The organism is Tsukamurella conjunctivitidis, from assembly GCF_007858475.1.
GTDB lineage: Bacteria > Actinomycetota > Actinomycetes > Mycobacteriales > Mycobacteriaceae > Tsukamurella > Tsukamurella conjunctivitidis.
Map to the genome: position 1 here is coordinate 227,828 of NZ_VIGX01000004.1, position 15,888 is coordinate 243,715.

Sequence of the window (15,888 nt, forward strand, 5' to 3'; positions counted from 1 at the left end):
GGATCGACGGACGCGCTCGTCCGTGCGTTCGTGGCCCGGCTGCACCGCATGTTACGCTATAGCAAATATCATTGAGGTTAAGTTGTGGTGAGGTGGTGAAAGATGAAGTTCACGAAAGTCAGGACCGGGCTGGTCGCGGCACTCTGTGCTGTGGTCGTGCTCTGCGGGATCGGACTGTGGATCATCGAGTCCCGCCTGGCCGCCGCCCATCCCGAGTGCGTCGGCACCGGTTCTCCGCGTGCGGTTCTGACTGAGACCGCGACGGACGAGGGGCCTCATCACCGGGTGTTCGGCAGGGTGCTCGCCGGGCTCGCCTGCCCGCCTTCCCCTGCCCCTGGAACGAAATAAGATTCACTACCGCAGGAACGCGAACGGCGGCCGGTGCACGCACCGGCCGCCGTTCGCGGGTTCGAGTCAGTTCTTGTGCAGCGCGGCGTTGAGCTCGACGCCCTCGCTCTTCCACGGCACGACCTCGACGGCGCCGGTCACGGAGTTGCGGCGGAACAGCAGGTTGCTCTGCCCGGCCAGGTCCCGCGCCTTGACCTGCGTACCGTCCGGCCCGGTGACCTTGGTGCCGGCCGTCAGGTAGAGGCCCGCCTCCAGGACGCAGTCGTCGCCGAGCGGGATGCCCAGGCCGGAGTTCGCGCCCAGCAGGCAGCGCTCGCCGAGCTTGATGATCTCCTTGCCGCCGCCCGACAGGGTGCCCATCGTCGAGGCGCCGCCGCCCACGTCGGAGTGGTCGCCGATGACGACGCCAGCGGAGATCCTGCCCTCGACCATGGCGGTGCCGAGCGTGCCGGCGTTGAAGTTCACGAAGCCCTCGTGCATGACGGTCGTGCCCTCGGCGAGATGCGCACCGAGCCGCACGCGATCCGCATCGCCGATGCGCACGCCGGTCGGCAGCACGTAGTCGACCATCCGCGGGAACTTGTCCAGCGAGTACACGATGACGGTGCCGCGCTTGCGCAGCGCCGCGCGCACCAGCTCGAAGCCGGTGGGGGAGCAGGGGCCGAAGTTGGTCCACACCACGTTGGCCAGCAGGCCGAACTGGCCCTCCAGGCTCAGGCCGTGGGGCTGCACGAGCCGGTGGCTCAGCAGATGCAGGCGCAGGTACACGTCGTGCGCGTCGACGGGGGCGTCCGCGAGGTCGGCGATGGTGGTCTCGACCACGACGGTGCGCACCTTGCGGTCCGCATCGGTGCCGGCCAGCGCCGTCAGCTCGGCGGGTGCGCCCGCGGGTTCCCGTACGGATCCGACGGTGCCGCCGCCGTCCGTCAGTTCCGGCGCGGGGAACCAGGTGTCGAGCACCGTCCCGTCGTCGGTGATGGTCGCCAGTCCGTATGCCTTCGCTCCACGATTCGTCACCCGCTCAGCGTACTGGCAGACGCGATCCGGGCGCGGCCCCCGTGGAGCACGGCCGCGCCCGAGCGACGTTCCGTCCTCGCCCTGCGGAACCGCGCGATTCGGATACCGTGCATGCAGTGACCACGACTCTCGACACGGCCAAGCTCGCCAACCGGATCGATGACGCCGTCGACGACGGGGACCTGACCACGGTCTCGTCGCTCATCGCACCCCTGACGTCGCACGAGGTCGCCGATGTCCTGGAGCGGCTCGGCCGCAAGGACCGCGCCGTCGTCTTCCGGCTCCTGGCGAAGGACGAGGCGCTCACCGTCTTCGAGTCCCTCGACGCGCCCCTGCAGGGCGAGCTGATCCACGACCTCCAGGACGAGCAGGTCACCGGCCTGTTCGCGGAGCTCGACCCCGACGACCGCGTGACCCTGCTCGACGAACTGCCCGCGACCGTCGCCGCCCGCCTACTCCACGGCCTGCCGGAGGGGGAGCGCGCCGCCACCGCCGCCCTGCTCGGATACCCGCAGGGCTCCGTCGGCCGCGAGATGACGCCCGAGTTCGTCTCGGTGCACCCCGAGGACACCGCCGCGGAGGCGCTGGCCGCGGTACAGGCGCGCATCGACGACGTCGAGACCATCTACGGCATCCCCGTCGTGGGGCCGGGCCGCGTGCTCGTCGGCATCGTGGGGCTCCGCGGCCTGCTGCGCAGCGCGCCGGAGACCCCGGTCCGGGAGATCATGAACATCGCCGGCACCGCCCGCGCCCGGGAGTCGGCCGAGGAGGCCGCCCGCCGCTGCGCCGAGCAGCGCCTGCTGGTGATGCCGATCCTCGACGACGAGCATCGGCTCGTCGGCATCCTCACCGTCGACGACGCCCTCCGCATCCTCGAGGAGGCGGAGAGCGAGGACGCCGCGCGGCAGGGCGGCGTGGAACCGCTGAACCGGCCCTACCTCTCGACCCCGGTCCGCACGCTCGTGCGCTCCCGTGTGGTGTGGCTCCTGGTGCTCGCGATCGGGGCGACACTGACCGTGAAGGTGCTGTCCGTGTTCGAGGACAGCCTGCAGGAGATGGTCGTGCTCTCGCTGTTCGTACCGCTCATCATCGGCACCGGCGGCAACACGGGTAACCAGGCGGCCACGACCGTCACCCGCGCGCTCGCGCTCGGCGACATCACCACCGGCGACGTCCTGCGGGTGCTCGGCCGCGAGGTGCGCGTGGGCGCGACGCTGGGGCTGGTCCTCGGCGGCCTCGGCGCGCTCATCGCGGGACTGCTCTTCGGCACCGACGTGGGCCTCGTCATCGGCGCCACCCTGTTCGGCGTGTGCACCATGTCGGCCACCGTCGGCGGCCTCATGCCGATCGTCGCGAAGTCCATCGGCGTCGACCCGGCGGTCTTCTCCAACCCGTTCATCAGCACCTTCGTCGACGCGACCGGCCTGATCCTCTACTTCCTCATCGCGAAGGCGATCCTCGGGATCTGACCACTACCCTGAAGGCGTGACTCTCGAACTCGCCGCCGACCCGATCGACCTCACCGCCGCACTGGTGGACATCCCCAGCGTGAGCCACGACGAGGAACGGATCGCGAACGAGGTGGAGTCCGCGCTGCGCGCGCTGGACCGCTTCGAGGTGCTCCGCGTCGGCAACAACGTGCTCGCCCGGACGAATCGCGGGCTGCCGCAGCGGGTCATGCTCGCCGGCCACCTCGACACCGTGCCGATCGCCGACAACGTGCCCAGCCGCCGCGAGGGCGGGATCCTGCACGGCTGCGGCACCGTCGACATGAAGAGCGGCGACGCGGTCTTCCTGCACCTCGCGGCGACCATGGCCGAGCCCGCCTACGACCTGACCCTGATCTTCTACGAGTGCGAGGAGATCGCCTCGCAGTTCAACGGCCTCGGCCGCATCGAGCGCGAGCTCCCCGAGTGGCTGCGGGCCGACGTCGCGATCCTCGGCGAGCCCTCCGGCGGCCTCATCGAGGCGGGCTGCCAGGGCACCATCCGGATGCGCATCACCGCCGGTGGCGTCCGGGCGCACAGTGCCCGGTCCTGGCTGGGCGACAACGCGATCCACAAGCTCGGCCCCGTGCTCACCGCCCTGCAGGGCTACGCCGCCCGCACCGTCGACATCGACGGCTGCGAGTACCGCGAGGGACTCTCCGCCGTGAAGATCGAGGGCGGGGTCGCCGGCAACGTGGTGCCCGACGAGGCCTTCGTGGACGTCAACTTCCGGTTCGCGCCCGACCGCACCGTCGACGAGGCCGTCGCGCACGTCCGGGAGGTGCTCGCGGGACCGATCGCCGACGGTGCCCTCGCGGTCGAGGTGACCGACGCGGCCGCCGGAGCCCTCCCCGGCCTGAACGCTCCCGCGGCGGCCAAGCTCGTCGAGGCCGCGGGAGGCCGGTTCCGCGCGAAGTACGGTTGGACGGACGTCTCGCGGTTCGCCGCGCTCGGCATCCCCGCCGTCAACTTCGGCCCGGGCGACCCGAACTACGCGCACAAGCGCGACGAGCAGGTCGAGATCGCGCAGATCACCGAGGTGGCCGCCGTGCTCCGCGCCTTCCTCGCTGGGTAGGTTGTGCGTCATGGCCTCCGATAAGAAGCCCTCCGCCGATCACTACCTGCGCTACCGCGGCCCCGTGCGCGTGCAGGGCGTGGCGGCCGCGGAATCGTCGACCACGGACCAGCGACTGCTCGCGAACGCCGACGACGCCGACTGGCTGCACCGCGACCCCTGGCGGGTCATGCGGATCCAGGCCGAGTTCGTCGAGGGCTTCGGCGCGCTCGCCGAGCTGCCGCGCGCCGTCACCGTCTTCGGATCCGCACGGATCAAGCAGGATTCGGCCGAGTACGCCACCGGACGCGAACTGGGCGCCGGGCTGGTGCGCGCCGGATACGCCGTCATCACCGGCGGCGGACCCGGCGCGATGGAGGCCGCGAACCGCGGCGCCAAGGACGCCGACGGCCTGTCCGTGGGGCTCGGGATCGAGCTGCCCTTCGAGCAGGGGCTCAACGACTGGGTCGATCTCGGCATCAACTTCCGCTACTTCTTCGTGCGCAAGACGATGTTCGTCAAGTACGCGCAGGCCTTCGTCTGCCTTCCCGGTGGCTTCGGCACGCTCGACGAACTCTTCGAGGCCCTCACGCTGGTGCAGACGCACAAGGTGACCCGGTTCCCGATCGTGCTCCTGGGCTCGGCCTACTGGGGCGGGCTGGTCGACTGGATCCGCGGCACCCTCACCGAGCAGGGGATGGTCTCGCCCGGCGACGCGGACCTGATCACCGTCACCGACTCCGTCGCCGAGGCCATCGACATCATCGTGCGCGCCGACGCCGCCCGCGAGCGCGAGGCCGGCGCGAGCGAGGTGGATCCGTCGTGACCGCCATCGCCGTCTTCTGCGCCTCGCGCCCCGTCCCGCAGGAGTACATCGACCTGGCCACCGAGGTGGGCCGCGGCATCGCCGCCGGCGGCGACTCGCTGGTCTGGGGCGGCGGGCACGTCTCCATGATGGGCGCGGTTGCGCAGGCGGCCCGCGACGGCGGCGCCCACACCCTGGGCGTGATCCCCACGGCCCTGGTCGACCGGGAGGTCGCCGATCACGGGGCCGACGAACTGCTCGTGGTCGCGACGATGCGGGAGCGCAAGCAGCTCATGGACGACAACGCCGGCGCTTTCCTCGTGCTGCCCGGGGGCGTGGGCACCCTCGAGGAGTTCTTCGAGGCCTGGACCGCGGGCTACCTCTCGATGCACGACAAGCCGGTCGTGGTCCTCGACCACGACGGCTTCTACGCGCCGCTGCTGGACTGGATCGACGGGCTGAAGGCGAAGGGCTTCGTCGGTGACGCGGCTCTCGGCCGGCTGCAGCGCGCGACGGACGTCACGGCCGCCCTCGAGGCGTGCCGTGGTACGGCGGTGCCACGGTAGGCTCGCCGCGTGAGCTCTACGCATAAGAACACCACCGTCGGCGTCGCGGATCTGGCCAGGGGCGTCGGCAAGCTGATCCCCGACCTGCCCCTGCTGATCAAGGAGGGACCGGCGATCCTGCTGCGGACGCCGAACAGCAAGGAGACCATCGGCACGGTGTTCGCCAAGCGCGCGGCGCAGCACCCGTCGCGCGACTTCCTGCGCTTCCACGGCGAGGGCATCAGCTACGGCGAGGCCAACGCCACCGTCAACACCTACGCGCGCGTCCTGCTCCAGCGCGGCGTCAAGGTGGGCGACGTGGTCGGCGTCGTCATGCACAACCACCCGCAGATGGTGCTGGTCATGCTGGCGATCGTCAAGGTCGGTGCCACGGCGGGGCTGGTGAACTACAACCAGCGCGGTGCCGTCCTGGCGCACAGCCTGGGCATCCTCGAGACCGGCACCATCATCGCCGGCGCCGAAGACCTCGAGGCCTTCGACTCCGTCGACGCCGCGGACCGCCCCGCCGACGGGGTGGTGCTGACCGTCGACGAGCTCGCGGAGCAGGCGCAGCGGATCCGCGCCGAGGATCCGAGCGCCACCGAGAACCCCGCCGTCACCGCGACGCTGCCCGCCAGCACCCGCGCCTTCTACGTCTTCACCTCCGGCACCACCGGGATGCCGAAGGCGTCGATCATGACGCACTACCGCTGGCTCAAGGGCATGGCGGGCTTCGGGGCGACCGGCGTCCGGATGCGCGGCGACGACGTGATGTACTGCCCGCTTCCCCTCTACCACAACAACGCCGCGCTGGTCTCGCTCGGCTCGGTGCTGGTCTCCGGCGCCACCCTCGCCATCGGCCGCAAGTTCTCCGCCTCCAAGTTCTGGGACGAGGCCAACGAGAACTCGGCCACGATGTTCATCTACATCGGCGAGATCTGCCGGTACCTGCTCAACCAGCCGCCCAAGCCCAGCGACCGCTCGAACACCATCCGCGTCGCGGCGGGTAACGGCATGCGGCCCGAGATCTGGCGGGAGTTCCAGGAGCGCTTCGGGATCGAGCGGATAATGGAGTTCTACGCCGCCAGCGAGACCAACATCGCCTTCCTCAACGTCTTCAACATCGAGGCCACCGTCGGCCTGTGCCCCCTGCCGCACGCGGTGGTGGAGTACGACCTCGACACCGCCGGGCCCAAGCGCGACGCGCGCGGCAAGCTCAAGCGCGTCAAGCGGGGGCAGAACGGCCTGCTGCTGACCAAGATCACCAAGTCCGCGCCCTTCGACGGCTACACCGACGGGAAGGCCGGCGAGGCGAAGCTCATTCGCGACGGCTTCAAGTCGGGCGACGTGTGGTTCAACACCGGCGACGTCGTGACCAACCAGGGCTTCGACCACATCGCCTTCGTCGACCGGCTCGGCGACACCTTCCGCTGGAAGGGCGAGAACGTCGCGACCACCGAGGTCGAGGGCGCACTCGACGAGGCCGACCAGGTGGAGGGCGCGATCGTCTACGGCGTCGCCATCCCGGGCGCCGACGGCAAGGCGGGCATGGCCGCGGTGAAGCTCGCCGAGGGCCACGAGTTCGACGGCGCCGTGCTCGGCAAGCAGCTGCGGAACGAGCTGCCGGGCTACGCGATCCCGCTGTACGCGCGGGTCGTTCCGAGCCTCGAGGTCACCTCCACGTTCAAGAGCCTCAAGGGTGAGCTGCGCAAGCAGGGCTTCGAGGAGACCGGCGACGATCCGCTGTACGTCTTCGTCGGCGGCGCGGACGGCTACGTCCCCGCGTACGACGGGTACGCCGCCGACGTCGCGGCGGCCAAGGTCCCGGACCTGCGTTCCTAGATGACCGCGCCGCCGGTCCGCCCCACCTTCTGCGGCCGCCCGGTCCCGACGGACCGGGCGTTGGTCATGGCCATCATCAACCGCACGCCCGACTCCTTCTACGACCGCGGCAGCTACTTCGCGGTGGACGCGGCGCTGGAGCGCGTGGACGCCGCCGTCGCCGAGGGCGCCGACGTGGTGGACGTGGGCGGCGTCAAGGCCGGGCCCGGCCAGGACGTGGACGCCACGGAGGAGATCGCCCGGACGGTGCCCTTCATCGCCCAGGTGCGCGACCGGCATCCGGACCTGTTGATCAGTGTGGACACCTGGCGCGCCTCGGTCGCCGAGGCCGCGGTGGACGCCGGCGCCGACCTCATCAACGACACCTGGGCGGGCGCCGACCCGGACCTGCCCCGGATCGCCGCGGAGACCGGCGCGGGGCTGGTGTGCTCGCACACGGGCGGCGCGGTGCCGCGCTCGCGCCCGTACCGGGTGCGCTACCCCGACGTGGTGGCCGACGTGCGCGAGCGGCTCCTCACCGCGGCGGAGGCGGCCTTCGCCGCGGGCGTGCGCGAGGACGGCATCGTGATCGACCCGACCCACGACTTCGGCAAGAACACCCACCACGGACTCGCGCTCCTGCGGCACCTCGACGAGCTGGTCGGCACCGGTTGGCCGGTCCTGATGGCGTTGTCCAACAAGGACTTCATCGGCGAGACGCTGGACGCCGGCCTGGAGGAGCGCGTGGCGGGGACCCTGGCGGCGACGGCGCTGGCGGCGCACGCGGGGGCGCGGATGTTCCGCGTGCACCAGGTCGCCGACACCCGGCGCGTGGTGGAGATGGTGGCCTCCATCGACGGCGTCCGGCCGCCGTCGCGCGTCGTCCGGGGGCTGGCGTGAGCGGGGAGGCGCCGCAGGCGCACGCGAGCGAGCGCTTCTTCGCCGAGCCGACCTGGTCGGTGGAGGAGCTGATCGCCGCGAAGGACGGCCGGACCGTCTCGGTGGTGCTTCCGGCCCTCAACGAGGAGGAGACCGTCGCCGGGGTCGTGGCGACGATCGTGCCGCTGCTCGGCACCCTGGTCGACGAGCTGATCGTGCTGGACTCGGGTTCCACGGACGCCACGGCCGAGCGGGCGCGCGCGGCGGGCGCCACGGTGATCAGTCGCGAGGACGCCGTTCCCGGACTCCCGCCGGTCCCCGGCAAGGGGGAGGCGCTGTGGCGCGGAGTCGCCGCCTCGTCGGGCGACCTGATCGCCTTCGTCGACTCCGACCTGATCGAGCCCGACCCGCGCTACGTGCCGCGGCTGCTGGGGCCGATGCTCTTCGACCCCGATGTGCACCTGGTCAAGGCCTACTACCGGCGCCCGCTCCGCGTCTTCAAGCAGGGCGAGGACCCGACGGGCGGCGGCCGCGTCACCGAGCTGATGGCCCGTCCGCTGCTGGCGGCGTTGCGCCCGCCACTGCGGGTGATCCTGCAGCCCCTGGGCGGCGAGTACGCGGGCACCCGCGAGTTCCTGGCGTCCGTGCCCTTCGCGCCGGGCTACGGGGTCGAGATCGGGCTGCTGCTGGACGCGGAGGCCCGCTACGGCCTGGTCGGGATCGCGCAGGTCAACCTGTCGGTGCGCAAGCACCGCAACCGCGATCTGCGCGACCTGGGCGTGATGAGCCGGCAGATCCTGGGAACGGCGCTGCGGCGCTGCGGGATCCCGGATTCGGGCGCGGGGATCACCCAGTACCTCGTCGAGCCCGGGCCCGACGACCGGTTCACCGCCATCACCACGGATCTGGACCTGGAGGATCGCCCGCCCGTGGCATCCCTCAAGCGGTAACGGCAAGTACTTGCCAATATGGAAAGTCCTTTCTATAGTCGATTCCATCGACGACGGAAGGGCTGCCATGAGCGACGACGGACGGATGACCGCCGACGAGGCGCGGCGCACCCTGGACGCGGCCCACGCCGCGTCGATCGCGACCCCCGCGGACCGCGCGCGGCTGGAGCAGGGCCTGATCCGCATCGGCGTCGTCACCGGCGCACTGATCCTCGGGCTGCGCCTGACGATCGGCGACCCGGGAGCGCCGATGTGGCTGCGTCACTGGGGCTTCGCCGTTGTCATGGCCGTCTACTTCGCGGTGATCGTCGCCGCCGTGGTGACCATGCGGCGGGCGAAGGCGGTGCCGCGCGGCTTCTCCAGTCGCTACACCGTGGGGATCGCGCTCACGTTTCTCCTGTACACCGCGTACATCGTCCTCCAGGCGGGCACGGTCGACACCGGCATGGACTGGCAGTGGGTGATTCTGGGTGCCGTCCTGACGATGACGCCCGCGCTCCTCGCGGCACGATCGATCTCGCGGCTGGCCCTCCGATGACGGGCGCGCACGCACGGCACCGGCTCGACGACGTCATCCACGCGCCCGTGCGCTTCTCCATCGTGGCAGCGCTCGCGAAGGTCGAGAACGCGGAGTTCGCCGCGGTGCGGGACGCCGTGGAGCTCTCGGATTCGGTGCTCTCCAAGCAGGCCGCGCAGCTCGAGGCGGCCGGCTACGTCACGATCAAGAAGGGCTACGTGGGCAAGCGCCCGCGCACCTGGCTGTCGCTGACGTCGCAGGGTCGCCAGGCCTTCGAGTCCCATCTCGGCGCGTTGCGCGCGATCGCCGAAGGCTGACGTTCGAGGGATCGGTCGGTTCCGGCCGGTATCGCTCTCAGGCGATCGCCGGCCCGAAATCCGCGGGTTCTCCGCGGGCGCCCAGGGCGGCGTCCAAGGCGGCGGCACCGGAGACCAGGGCGCGGCCCCGCCGGGTCAGGGAAGCCCGCCAGCCGTCGAGCGTGTCGCGCAGCGGCTCGACCCCGCCTGCGGAGCGCACGTGCTCAGCGAGTTCCGCGATCCGCGCGAGGCGGAAGCCGCCGCGGCGCAGTTGCTCCGCCATGCGGGCGTCGCGGACGTCGGCGGGCGCGTAGACCCGATAGCCGGTGGCGCGGTCGCGCCGAGGGCGCACGATGCCCGCGCGCTCCCAGGCGCGCAGCGTGGCGGGCACGACGCCGAGCAGATGCGCCACGTCGCCGACGAACAGCGGCGGTCCCGCGGCGTCATCGGGGGCGTGCAGGTCGTCGAGCGCGGCGCACACCCGGCGGAAGGTTCCGCGGTCCTCGGCGAGTTCCTCGTGTGCCACATCCAGCAGCGCGAAGGCCCCATCGAGATCGTCGCGGTGCACGGCGCGCAGGATCTCCCCGGCGCGCGCGTGCCCGCACCCCGGGACCAGCGCGAGGAAGGCGTCGAGGGCCGAGCGGTGGGCCCGGGTGTAGACGCGGTAGCCCGACGGGGTGCGCCCCGCCGGCGGCAGGATGCCCTGCTCCTCGTAGTTCCGCACCGCCTGCGGCGAGAGCCCGTGCGGTCGCGCCAGATCGACGGGACGCAAGCGTAGTTGAGAGTTCGGGGTCATCGTCCCTGATCCTCGCGTAGAAGTTTCAACGGATCATTCAACGATACCGTGAAGGGAATGAACCCCGACCAGGTCGACCTCGTTTCCTACCTCGCCGCCCAGCCCGCTCCGACCCGACTCCTCGCCCTCGGCGAACCGATGCACGGCTCCGAGGAGATCCTCCGCGCCCGCAACGCCGTGATCGAGGATCTCGTGCTGCGGGGCGGCTACCGCTCGATCGCCGTGGAGTCGGATTTCCACCGCGCCCCGCTGGTGAACGACTACCTCGCCGGCGCCGACCTCGACCTGGAGCGGGTCCTCGACGAGGGCTTCAGTCATCCGTACGTGCACCGGCTCGCCGCGACCGGCGAGCTCCTGGAGAGCCTGCGCGAGCTGAACCGCACGCTCGAGACGCCCGTGCGGTTCTACGGCTTCGATGGGCCGATGGAGATGGCCGCCGCGCCGAGTCCTCGCGCCTACCTCCTGCGACTGCGGGCCGCGCTCGCGGCGGTCGACGAGCACGTCGTCGGCGAGCAGGAGCTCGAGGACCTCCTCGGCGACGAGGCGCGGTGGACCGACGAACAGGCGATGTACGAGGCGGACCGGGGCGTGGGGCGCACCGTCGACGTCGAGCGGCTGCGCCTGCTGACCGACGACCTGTGCGCGGTCCTGCAGGCGCGCGCCCCCGAGCTCACCGAGCCGGCGGAGGCGTGGTGGGAGCTGCGGGCCGACGCGGCCACCGCCGTCGGCCTCCTGCGGTACCACGCGATCATGGCGACCGACACCCCCGACCGGCTCGGCCGCCTCAGCGCGCACCGGGACGCGATGATGGGGCGCAATCTGCTGGCGATCCTCGACCGCGAGGCGGACCGCGGCGGCACGATCGCGTTCGCGCACAACCTGCACCTGCAGCGCGGGGCGAGCGAGATGCGGATGGGGCCGCACGTGGTGCGCTGGTTCAGCGGCGGCGCCCAGGCGGCCGCGCGCCTGCGCGACGGATACCGCTTCGTGGCGATGGGGATCGGCGCCGCTCCGGCGCACGGGCTCGCCGTTCCGGCGTCCGGCACCGTCGAAGGGGAGCTGTACCGCCGGCAGGACGCGCCCGCCCGGTTGTACGCGGGCTCTGAGCTCGCCGCGCGGCTGGGGGAGGCGTCGCCGCGCGCGGACCGGGACGCGCTCGGCGCCTACTTCCCGCTGGACGCCGCGCGCCTGGCGGAGACGGACGGTGTCCTGTTCCTCCGCGAGGTTCGGGCATGATGGCCTCATGGTGATCGTGTTGTACGCCCTGGGACTGCTGGCCGTGGCCGCCGTGCTGTACGGCGTGGCCGCGCTCGTCTTCGGGCGCGGCGACGACACCCCGCCGCTCGAAACGGGAGCGACGCCGACGGTGCTGCCCGCCGAGGACGTGGCCGGCGCCGACGTGCGCGCGCTCCGGTTCCAGCAGGTGGTACGCGGGTACAAGCCCGCCGAGGTGGACTGGGCCCTCGAACGACTGGCGCGGGAGATCGACGTCCTGCGCGCCCGGCTGGCCGCCGAACAGGAGTCCGCACCGGCCGCGACCGAGCCCGCCGGCGAGGCCGACTAGGTCCGCTTTGCCAGTAGTCCGCGCCGATCACTGCAGCGCACAGGCTAGAATATGGAGCGGACCCGCGGCGGGCGCGCTCGGGCGGGTGAAGGATCTGAAGGGAGCAACGGATGGCGGCTATGAAGCCACGTACGGGGGACGGCCCCTTGGAAGCGACCAAGGAGGGGCGCGGAATCGTGATGCGCGTACCCCTGGAGGGTGGTGGACGCCTCGTGGTGGAGCTCACGCCCGACGAGGCCGCCGCGCTCGGCGAGGAGCTGCGCGGCGTCACGTCGTAGCCGGTAGAACTGCTTTCCCTGAGATCCCGTGCGGTGCCACCGTACGGGATCTCCTCGTTTCCCGAGGGGGTCCCATGGCGCACGTCCCGCCCGGCCTGGCCGCGGTGCTGCCCGCACTGGCCTGCCCGCACTGCGGCGGCGGACTCGACGCCGACGACGGCACTCTGCTCTGCGCGCGCGGTCACTCCTTCGACGTGGCGCGGCAGGGCTACGTCTCCCTGCTCGCGGGCGACGCCCGCGGCCTCATCGCCGACGACGCCGAGATGATCGCCGCCCGCGAGCGGTTCTTCGCGACGGACCACTACGCGACCTTCCACGCCGCGGTCGCGGAAGCCTCGACGGGAGCGCCCGCCGGGCCGATCCTCGACTGCGGGGCGGGCGAGGGCGAGTACCTCGCGCGGGCCTGTGCGGCCAGGGCCGCCGCGGACCTCGGCGGCACGGGCATCGGGCTCGACCTCTCGAAGCCCGCCGCCCGGCGCACGGCCCGTCGCGGACCGTCGATCGGCGCCGTCGTCGCGAACGGCTGGGCGCGCCTGCCCGTGGCCGACGGTGCCGTCGCCGCCGTGCTGTCGGTCTTCGCCCCGCGCAACGCCGCCGAGTTCGCGCGGGTCCTCGCCCCCGGCGGGCGACTGGTGGTGCTCACGCCCGGACCGCGGCACCTGCGGGAGCTCGTCGAACCCCTCGGCATGATCTCCGTCGAGGAGGGCAAGGTCGCGCGGCTCGACGGTGCGCTGCACGACTTCTCGCTCGTCGGCCGCGAGAAGCACGAGTGGATCATGGATCTCACCGCCGGGGCCGCCGCCGACCTGGTCGCGATGGGCCCCAGCGCGCACCACGGCTCGGCGCGGGCACGCGCCGCGGCGATCGAGCGGCTCACCGCCGGCGGCACCGCGGCCGTGACGGCGTCGGGCACCGTCAGCGTCTACGCGCTGCGGTAGGTTTCCGCCGTGGCCCGGCTACGTGCGGGCGGCGATCGCGTGCCGGTAGACCTCCAGAGTCTGCGCGGCGATGGACTCCCAACTGAACTCGGCGATCGCGCGGGCGCGCCCCGCGGCGCCGTAGTCCGTCGCCCGGCCGGGATCGGCGCAGAGGGCGTTGACGGCCGCGGCGAGATCGGCCTCGAAGCTCGCGGTGTCGGCCTCGTCGTAGTGGACGAGCGTGCCCGTCTCGCCGTCGTTCACGACCTCGGGGATGCCGCCCACGTCCGACGCGACGACGGCGGTGCCGCACGCCATCGCCTCGAGGTTGACGATCCCCAGCGGCTCGTACACCGACGGGCACACGAAGACCGTGGCGGCGCTGAGGATCTCGCGGACCTTCGGCGTGGGCAGCATGTCCTGCACCCAGTGCACCCCGTCGCGGGACTCCGCGAGCGCGGCCACGGCGTCCGCGGTCTCCGCGGCGATCTCGGGGGTGTCGGGGGCGCCCGCGCAGAGGACCAGCTGCACGTCGGGGGAGAAGCGGTGCGCCGCTGCCACCAGATGCTTCACGCCCTTCTGTCGCGTGATGCGGCCGACGAAGGCGACGATCGGCCGGTCGGGGTCGATGCCGCGCTCGACCAGCGGGGAATCCGCGCCGAAGGTGGGCGCCGGGTACCAGACCTCGGTGTCGATCCCGTTGCGCACCACGTGGACCCGGCTCGCGTCAAGGCGCGGGTAGGCGTCCAGCACGTCGTCGGCCATGCCGCGGCTGACGGCGATCACGGCGTCGGCGTACTCGATGGCGTTGCGCTCGGCCCAGCTCGAGAGGCGGTAGCCGCCGCCCAACTGTTCGGCCTTCCACGGGCGGCGCGGTTCGAGCGAGTGCGCGGTGAGGATGTGCGGGACGCCGTAGAGCTGCCGGGCGACGTGCCCGGCGAGGCCGGTGTACCAGGTGTGGCTGTGCACCACGCTCGCCTCGGCGGCGAGGTTCGCCATCCGCAGGTCGGTGGAGAACATCTCCAGCGCGGTGTTCGCGCCCGCCAACTCGGGGTCCGGGCCGGAGACCGTGACGCCCTCCGCGTCCGGGCGGGGCGCGCCCATGCAGTGCACGTCGACCTCGCAGAGGCTGCGCAGCCGCGCGACGAGTTCGGTCACGTGCACGCCGGCCCCGCCGTAGACCTCCGGCGGGTACTCCCTCGTCATCATCGCTACGCGCATGCCACCAGGCTAGAGCGTGCGGTGGCCGGACGCAGGCGGATCGCCCGAGCCCGAACCGTGCGGTTCACCTGTGGTTGTCCGCCCGGACGCCTGTGCTTGGCAGTGGAACCGGATGCACTGTCGCAGAACACTGCACGCGTGCCCGGATTGGGGTTAGCGTGGACCCCGTGAGCAACCAGCCTCGTGTCCTGGGAATCGTCCTCGCCGGCGGCGAGGGCAAGCGCCTGTATCCGCTGACCGCGGACCGCGCGAAGCCCGCAGTGCCCTTCGGCGGGTCGTACCGCCTGATCGACTTCGTGCTGTCGAACCTGGTCAACGCCGGGTACCAGCGCCTGTGCGTGCTCACCCAGTACAAGTCGCACTCGCTCGACCGGCACATCAGCCAGACCTGGCGCATGTTCGGTTTCCGCGGCGAGTACATCACCCCGGTGCCCGCGCAGCAGCGCGTCGGCAAGCGCTGGTTCACCGGCAGCGCCGACGCGATCTTCCAGTCGATGAACCTCATCACCGACGACGATCCCGACTACATCGTGGTCTTCGGCGCGGACCACGTGTACCGGATGGACCCGTCGCAGATGGTGCAGGCGCACATCGAGTCCGGCGCGGGCGTGACCGTCGCCGGGATCCGGGTGCCGCGCGCCGAGGCGAAGGCCTTCGGCTGCATCGAGTCCGACGACGCCGGTCGCATCACCCGGTTCCTGGAGAAGCCCGCGGACCCGCCCGGCACCCCCGACGATCCGGACGTGACCTTCGCGTCGATGGGCAACTACGTCTTCAGCCGGCAGGCGCTCGTCGAGGCGATCATCGCGGACGCCGAGAACCCGGACTCCGACCACGACATGGGCGGCGACATCATTCCCGCGTTCGTCGACCGCGGCGAGGCGGCGGTGTACGACTTCAGCGACAACCAGGTGCCCGGCGCGACGGAGCGCGACGCCGGGTACTGGCGCGACGTCGGCACCATCGACGCCTTCTACGAGGCGCACATGGACCTCGTCTCCGTCTACCCGATCTTCAACCTCTACAACCGCCAGTGGCCCATCCGGTGCGAGAACGACAACCTGCCGCCGGCCAAGTTCGCCCGCGGCGGCCTCGCGCAGGAGTCCATGGTCGGGGCGGGCAGCATCATCTCCGGCGCGACGGTGCGCAACTCCGTCATCGGCGCCAACGTCACCATCGGCGACGGTGCCACCGTCGAGGGTTCCGTCCTCATGCCGGGCGTGAAGATCGAACCCGGCGCCGTCGTGCGGCGCGCGATCCTCGACAAGAACGTCGTCGTGGGACGCGGGGAGATCCTCGGCGTGAACCTCGACCGCGAGCGCGAGCGGTTCAACGTCTCCGCGGGCGGCGTGGTCACCGTCGGCAAGGGCGTCCGGATCGGCTGACCGCCGCG

General features: G+C 71.8%; 17 protein-coding genes. 14 read left to right on the forward strand and 3 right to left on the reverse strand.

Annotation, left to right across the window (positions count from 1 at the left end; translation table 11 throughout):
* Positions 1-414 precede the first annotated feature (414 nt).
* Positions 415-1,365, reverse strand: coding sequence for a 2,3,4,5-tetrahydropyridine-2,6-dicarboxylate N-succinyltransferase (gene dapD / locus FK530_RS10205; protein ID WP_146486897.1), 951 nt, complete (start codon positions 1,363-1,365; stop codon positions 415-417).
* A 116-nt stretch (positions 1,366-1,481) separates the two neighbouring features.
* Here dapD and mgtE point away from each other — a divergent pair, with 116 nt between their 5' ends.
* From mgtE to FK530_RS10250, 9 genes are all read left to right on the forward strand, one after another.
* Positions 1,482-2,834 (forward strand): magnesium transporter, encoded by a 1,353-nt coding sequence (gene mgtE / locus FK530_RS10210; protein ID WP_146486898.1) that lies wholly within the window; start codon positions 1,482-1,484, stop codon positions 2,832-2,834.
* Positions 2,835-2,850: 16 nt separating this feature from the next.
* Entirely contained in the window at positions 2,851-3,927 is a 1,077-nt protein-coding gene (gene dapE / locus FK530_RS10215) for a succinyl-diaminopimelate desuccinylase (RefSeq protein WP_146486899.1), read from the forward strand.
* A 10-nt stretch (positions 3,928-3,937) separates the two neighbouring features.
* Positions 3,938-4,732, forward strand: coding sequence for an LOG family protein (locus FK530_RS10220; protein ID WP_146486900.1), 795 nt, complete (start codon positions 3,938-3,940; stop codon positions 4,730-4,732).
* Positions 4,729-5,277 carry an LOG family protein gene (locus FK530_RS10225; RefSeq protein WP_146486901.1) on the forward strand — a complete coding sequence of 183 codons (549 nt, stop codon included), beginning with the start codon at positions 4,729-4,731 and terminating at the stop codon, positions 5,275-5,277. The genes FK530_RS10220 and FK530_RS10225 overlap by 4 nt, the downstream gene beginning before the upstream one ends.
* A gap of 9 nt (positions 5,278-5,286) precedes the next feature.
* Positions 5,287-7,098, forward strand: coding sequence for a long-chain-acyl-CoA synthetase (locus FK530_RS10230; protein WP_146486902.1), 1,812 nt, complete (start codon positions 5,287-5,289; stop codon positions 7,096-7,098).
* Positions 7,099-7,977, forward strand: a complete 879-nt coding sequence (gene folP, locus FK530_RS10235; RefSeq protein WP_146486903.1) for a dihydropteroate synthase — start codon at positions 7,099-7,101, stop codon at positions 7,975-7,977. It begins immediately after the preceding gene.
* Positions 7,974-8,906, forward strand: a complete 933-nt coding sequence (locus tag FK530_RS10240) for a glucosyl-3-phosphoglycerate synthase (protein ID WP_146486904.1) — start codon at positions 7,974-7,976, stop codon at positions 8,904-8,906. The genes folP and FK530_RS10240 overlap by 4 nt, the downstream gene beginning before the upstream one ends.
* A 67-nt stretch (positions 8,907-8,973) precedes the next feature.
* Positions 8,974-9,444 (forward strand): hypothetical protein, encoded by a 471-nt coding sequence (locus tag FK530_RS10245; protein ID WP_146486905.1) that lies wholly within the window; start codon positions 8,974-8,976, stop codon positions 9,442-9,444.
* On the forward strand, positions 9,441-9,740 hold the full coding sequence (locus FK530_RS10250) for a winged helix-turn-helix domain-containing protein (protein WP_146486906.1): 300 nt from the start codon (positions 9,441-9,443) through the stop codon (positions 9,738-9,740). Before FK530_RS10245 ends, FK530_RS10250 begins: the two co-directional genes overlap by 4 nt.
* 37 nt (positions 9,741-9,777) lie before the next feature.
* Here FK530_RS10250 and FK530_RS10255 read toward each other — a convergent pair whose 3' ends face one another.
* Positions 9,778-10,515, reverse strand: a complete 738-nt coding sequence (locus FK530_RS10255; protein ID WP_146486907.1) for a MerR family transcriptional regulator — start codon at positions 10,513-10,515, stop codon at positions 9,778-9,780.
* Positions 10,516-10,572: 57 nt separating this feature from the next.
* On the opposite strand from FK530_RS10255, the gene FK530_RS10260 reads away from it, so the two are divergent.
* From FK530_RS10260 to FK530_RS10275, 4 genes are all read left to right on the forward strand, one after another.
* On the forward strand, positions 10,573-11,751 hold the full coding sequence (locus tag FK530_RS10260; protein ID WP_146486908.1) for an erythromycin esterase family protein: 1,179 nt from the start codon (positions 10,573-10,575) through the stop codon (positions 11,749-11,751).
* Between the two features lie 7 nt (positions 11,752-11,758).
* Positions 11,759-12,079 carry a DivIVA domain-containing protein gene (locus FK530_RS10265; RefSeq protein ID WP_146486909.1) on the forward strand — a complete coding sequence of 107 codons (321 nt, stop codon included), beginning with the start codon at positions 11,759-11,761 and terminating at the stop codon, positions 12,077-12,079.
* Between the two features lie 110 nt (positions 12,080-12,189).
* Positions 12,190-12,357 (forward strand): DUF3117 domain-containing protein, encoded by a 168-nt coding sequence (locus tag FK530_RS10270; protein WP_068532479.1) that lies wholly within the window; start codon positions 12,190-12,192, stop codon positions 12,355-12,357.
* A 74-nt stretch (positions 12,358-12,431) separates the two neighbouring features.
* Positions 12,432-13,295 carry a putative RNA methyltransferase gene (locus tag FK530_RS10275; RefSeq protein WP_146486910.1) on the forward strand — a complete coding sequence of 288 codons (864 nt, stop codon included), beginning with the start codon at positions 12,432-12,434 and terminating at the stop codon, positions 13,293-13,295.
* 18 nt (positions 13,296-13,313) lie between these two features.
* On the opposite strand, the gene glgA is transcribed toward FK530_RS10275, so the two are convergent.
* The gene (gene glgA / locus FK530_RS10280) at positions 13,314-14,495 is read right to left on the reverse strand and encodes a glycogen synthase (RefSeq protein WP_146486911.1); all 1,182 of its coding nucleotides are present in this window, start codon (positions 14,493-14,495) and stop codon (positions 13,314-13,316) included.
* A 167-nt stretch (positions 14,496-14,662) separates the two neighbouring features.
* Here glgA and glgC point away from each other — a divergent pair, with 167 nt between their 5' ends.
* Positions 14,663-15,880 carry a glucose-1-phosphate adenylyltransferase gene (gene glgC / locus FK530_RS10285; protein WP_146486912.1) on the forward strand — a complete coding sequence of 406 codons (1,218 nt, stop codon included), beginning with the start codon at positions 14,663-14,665 and terminating at the stop codon, positions 15,878-15,880.
* Positions 15,881-15,888 lie beyond the last annotated feature (8 nt).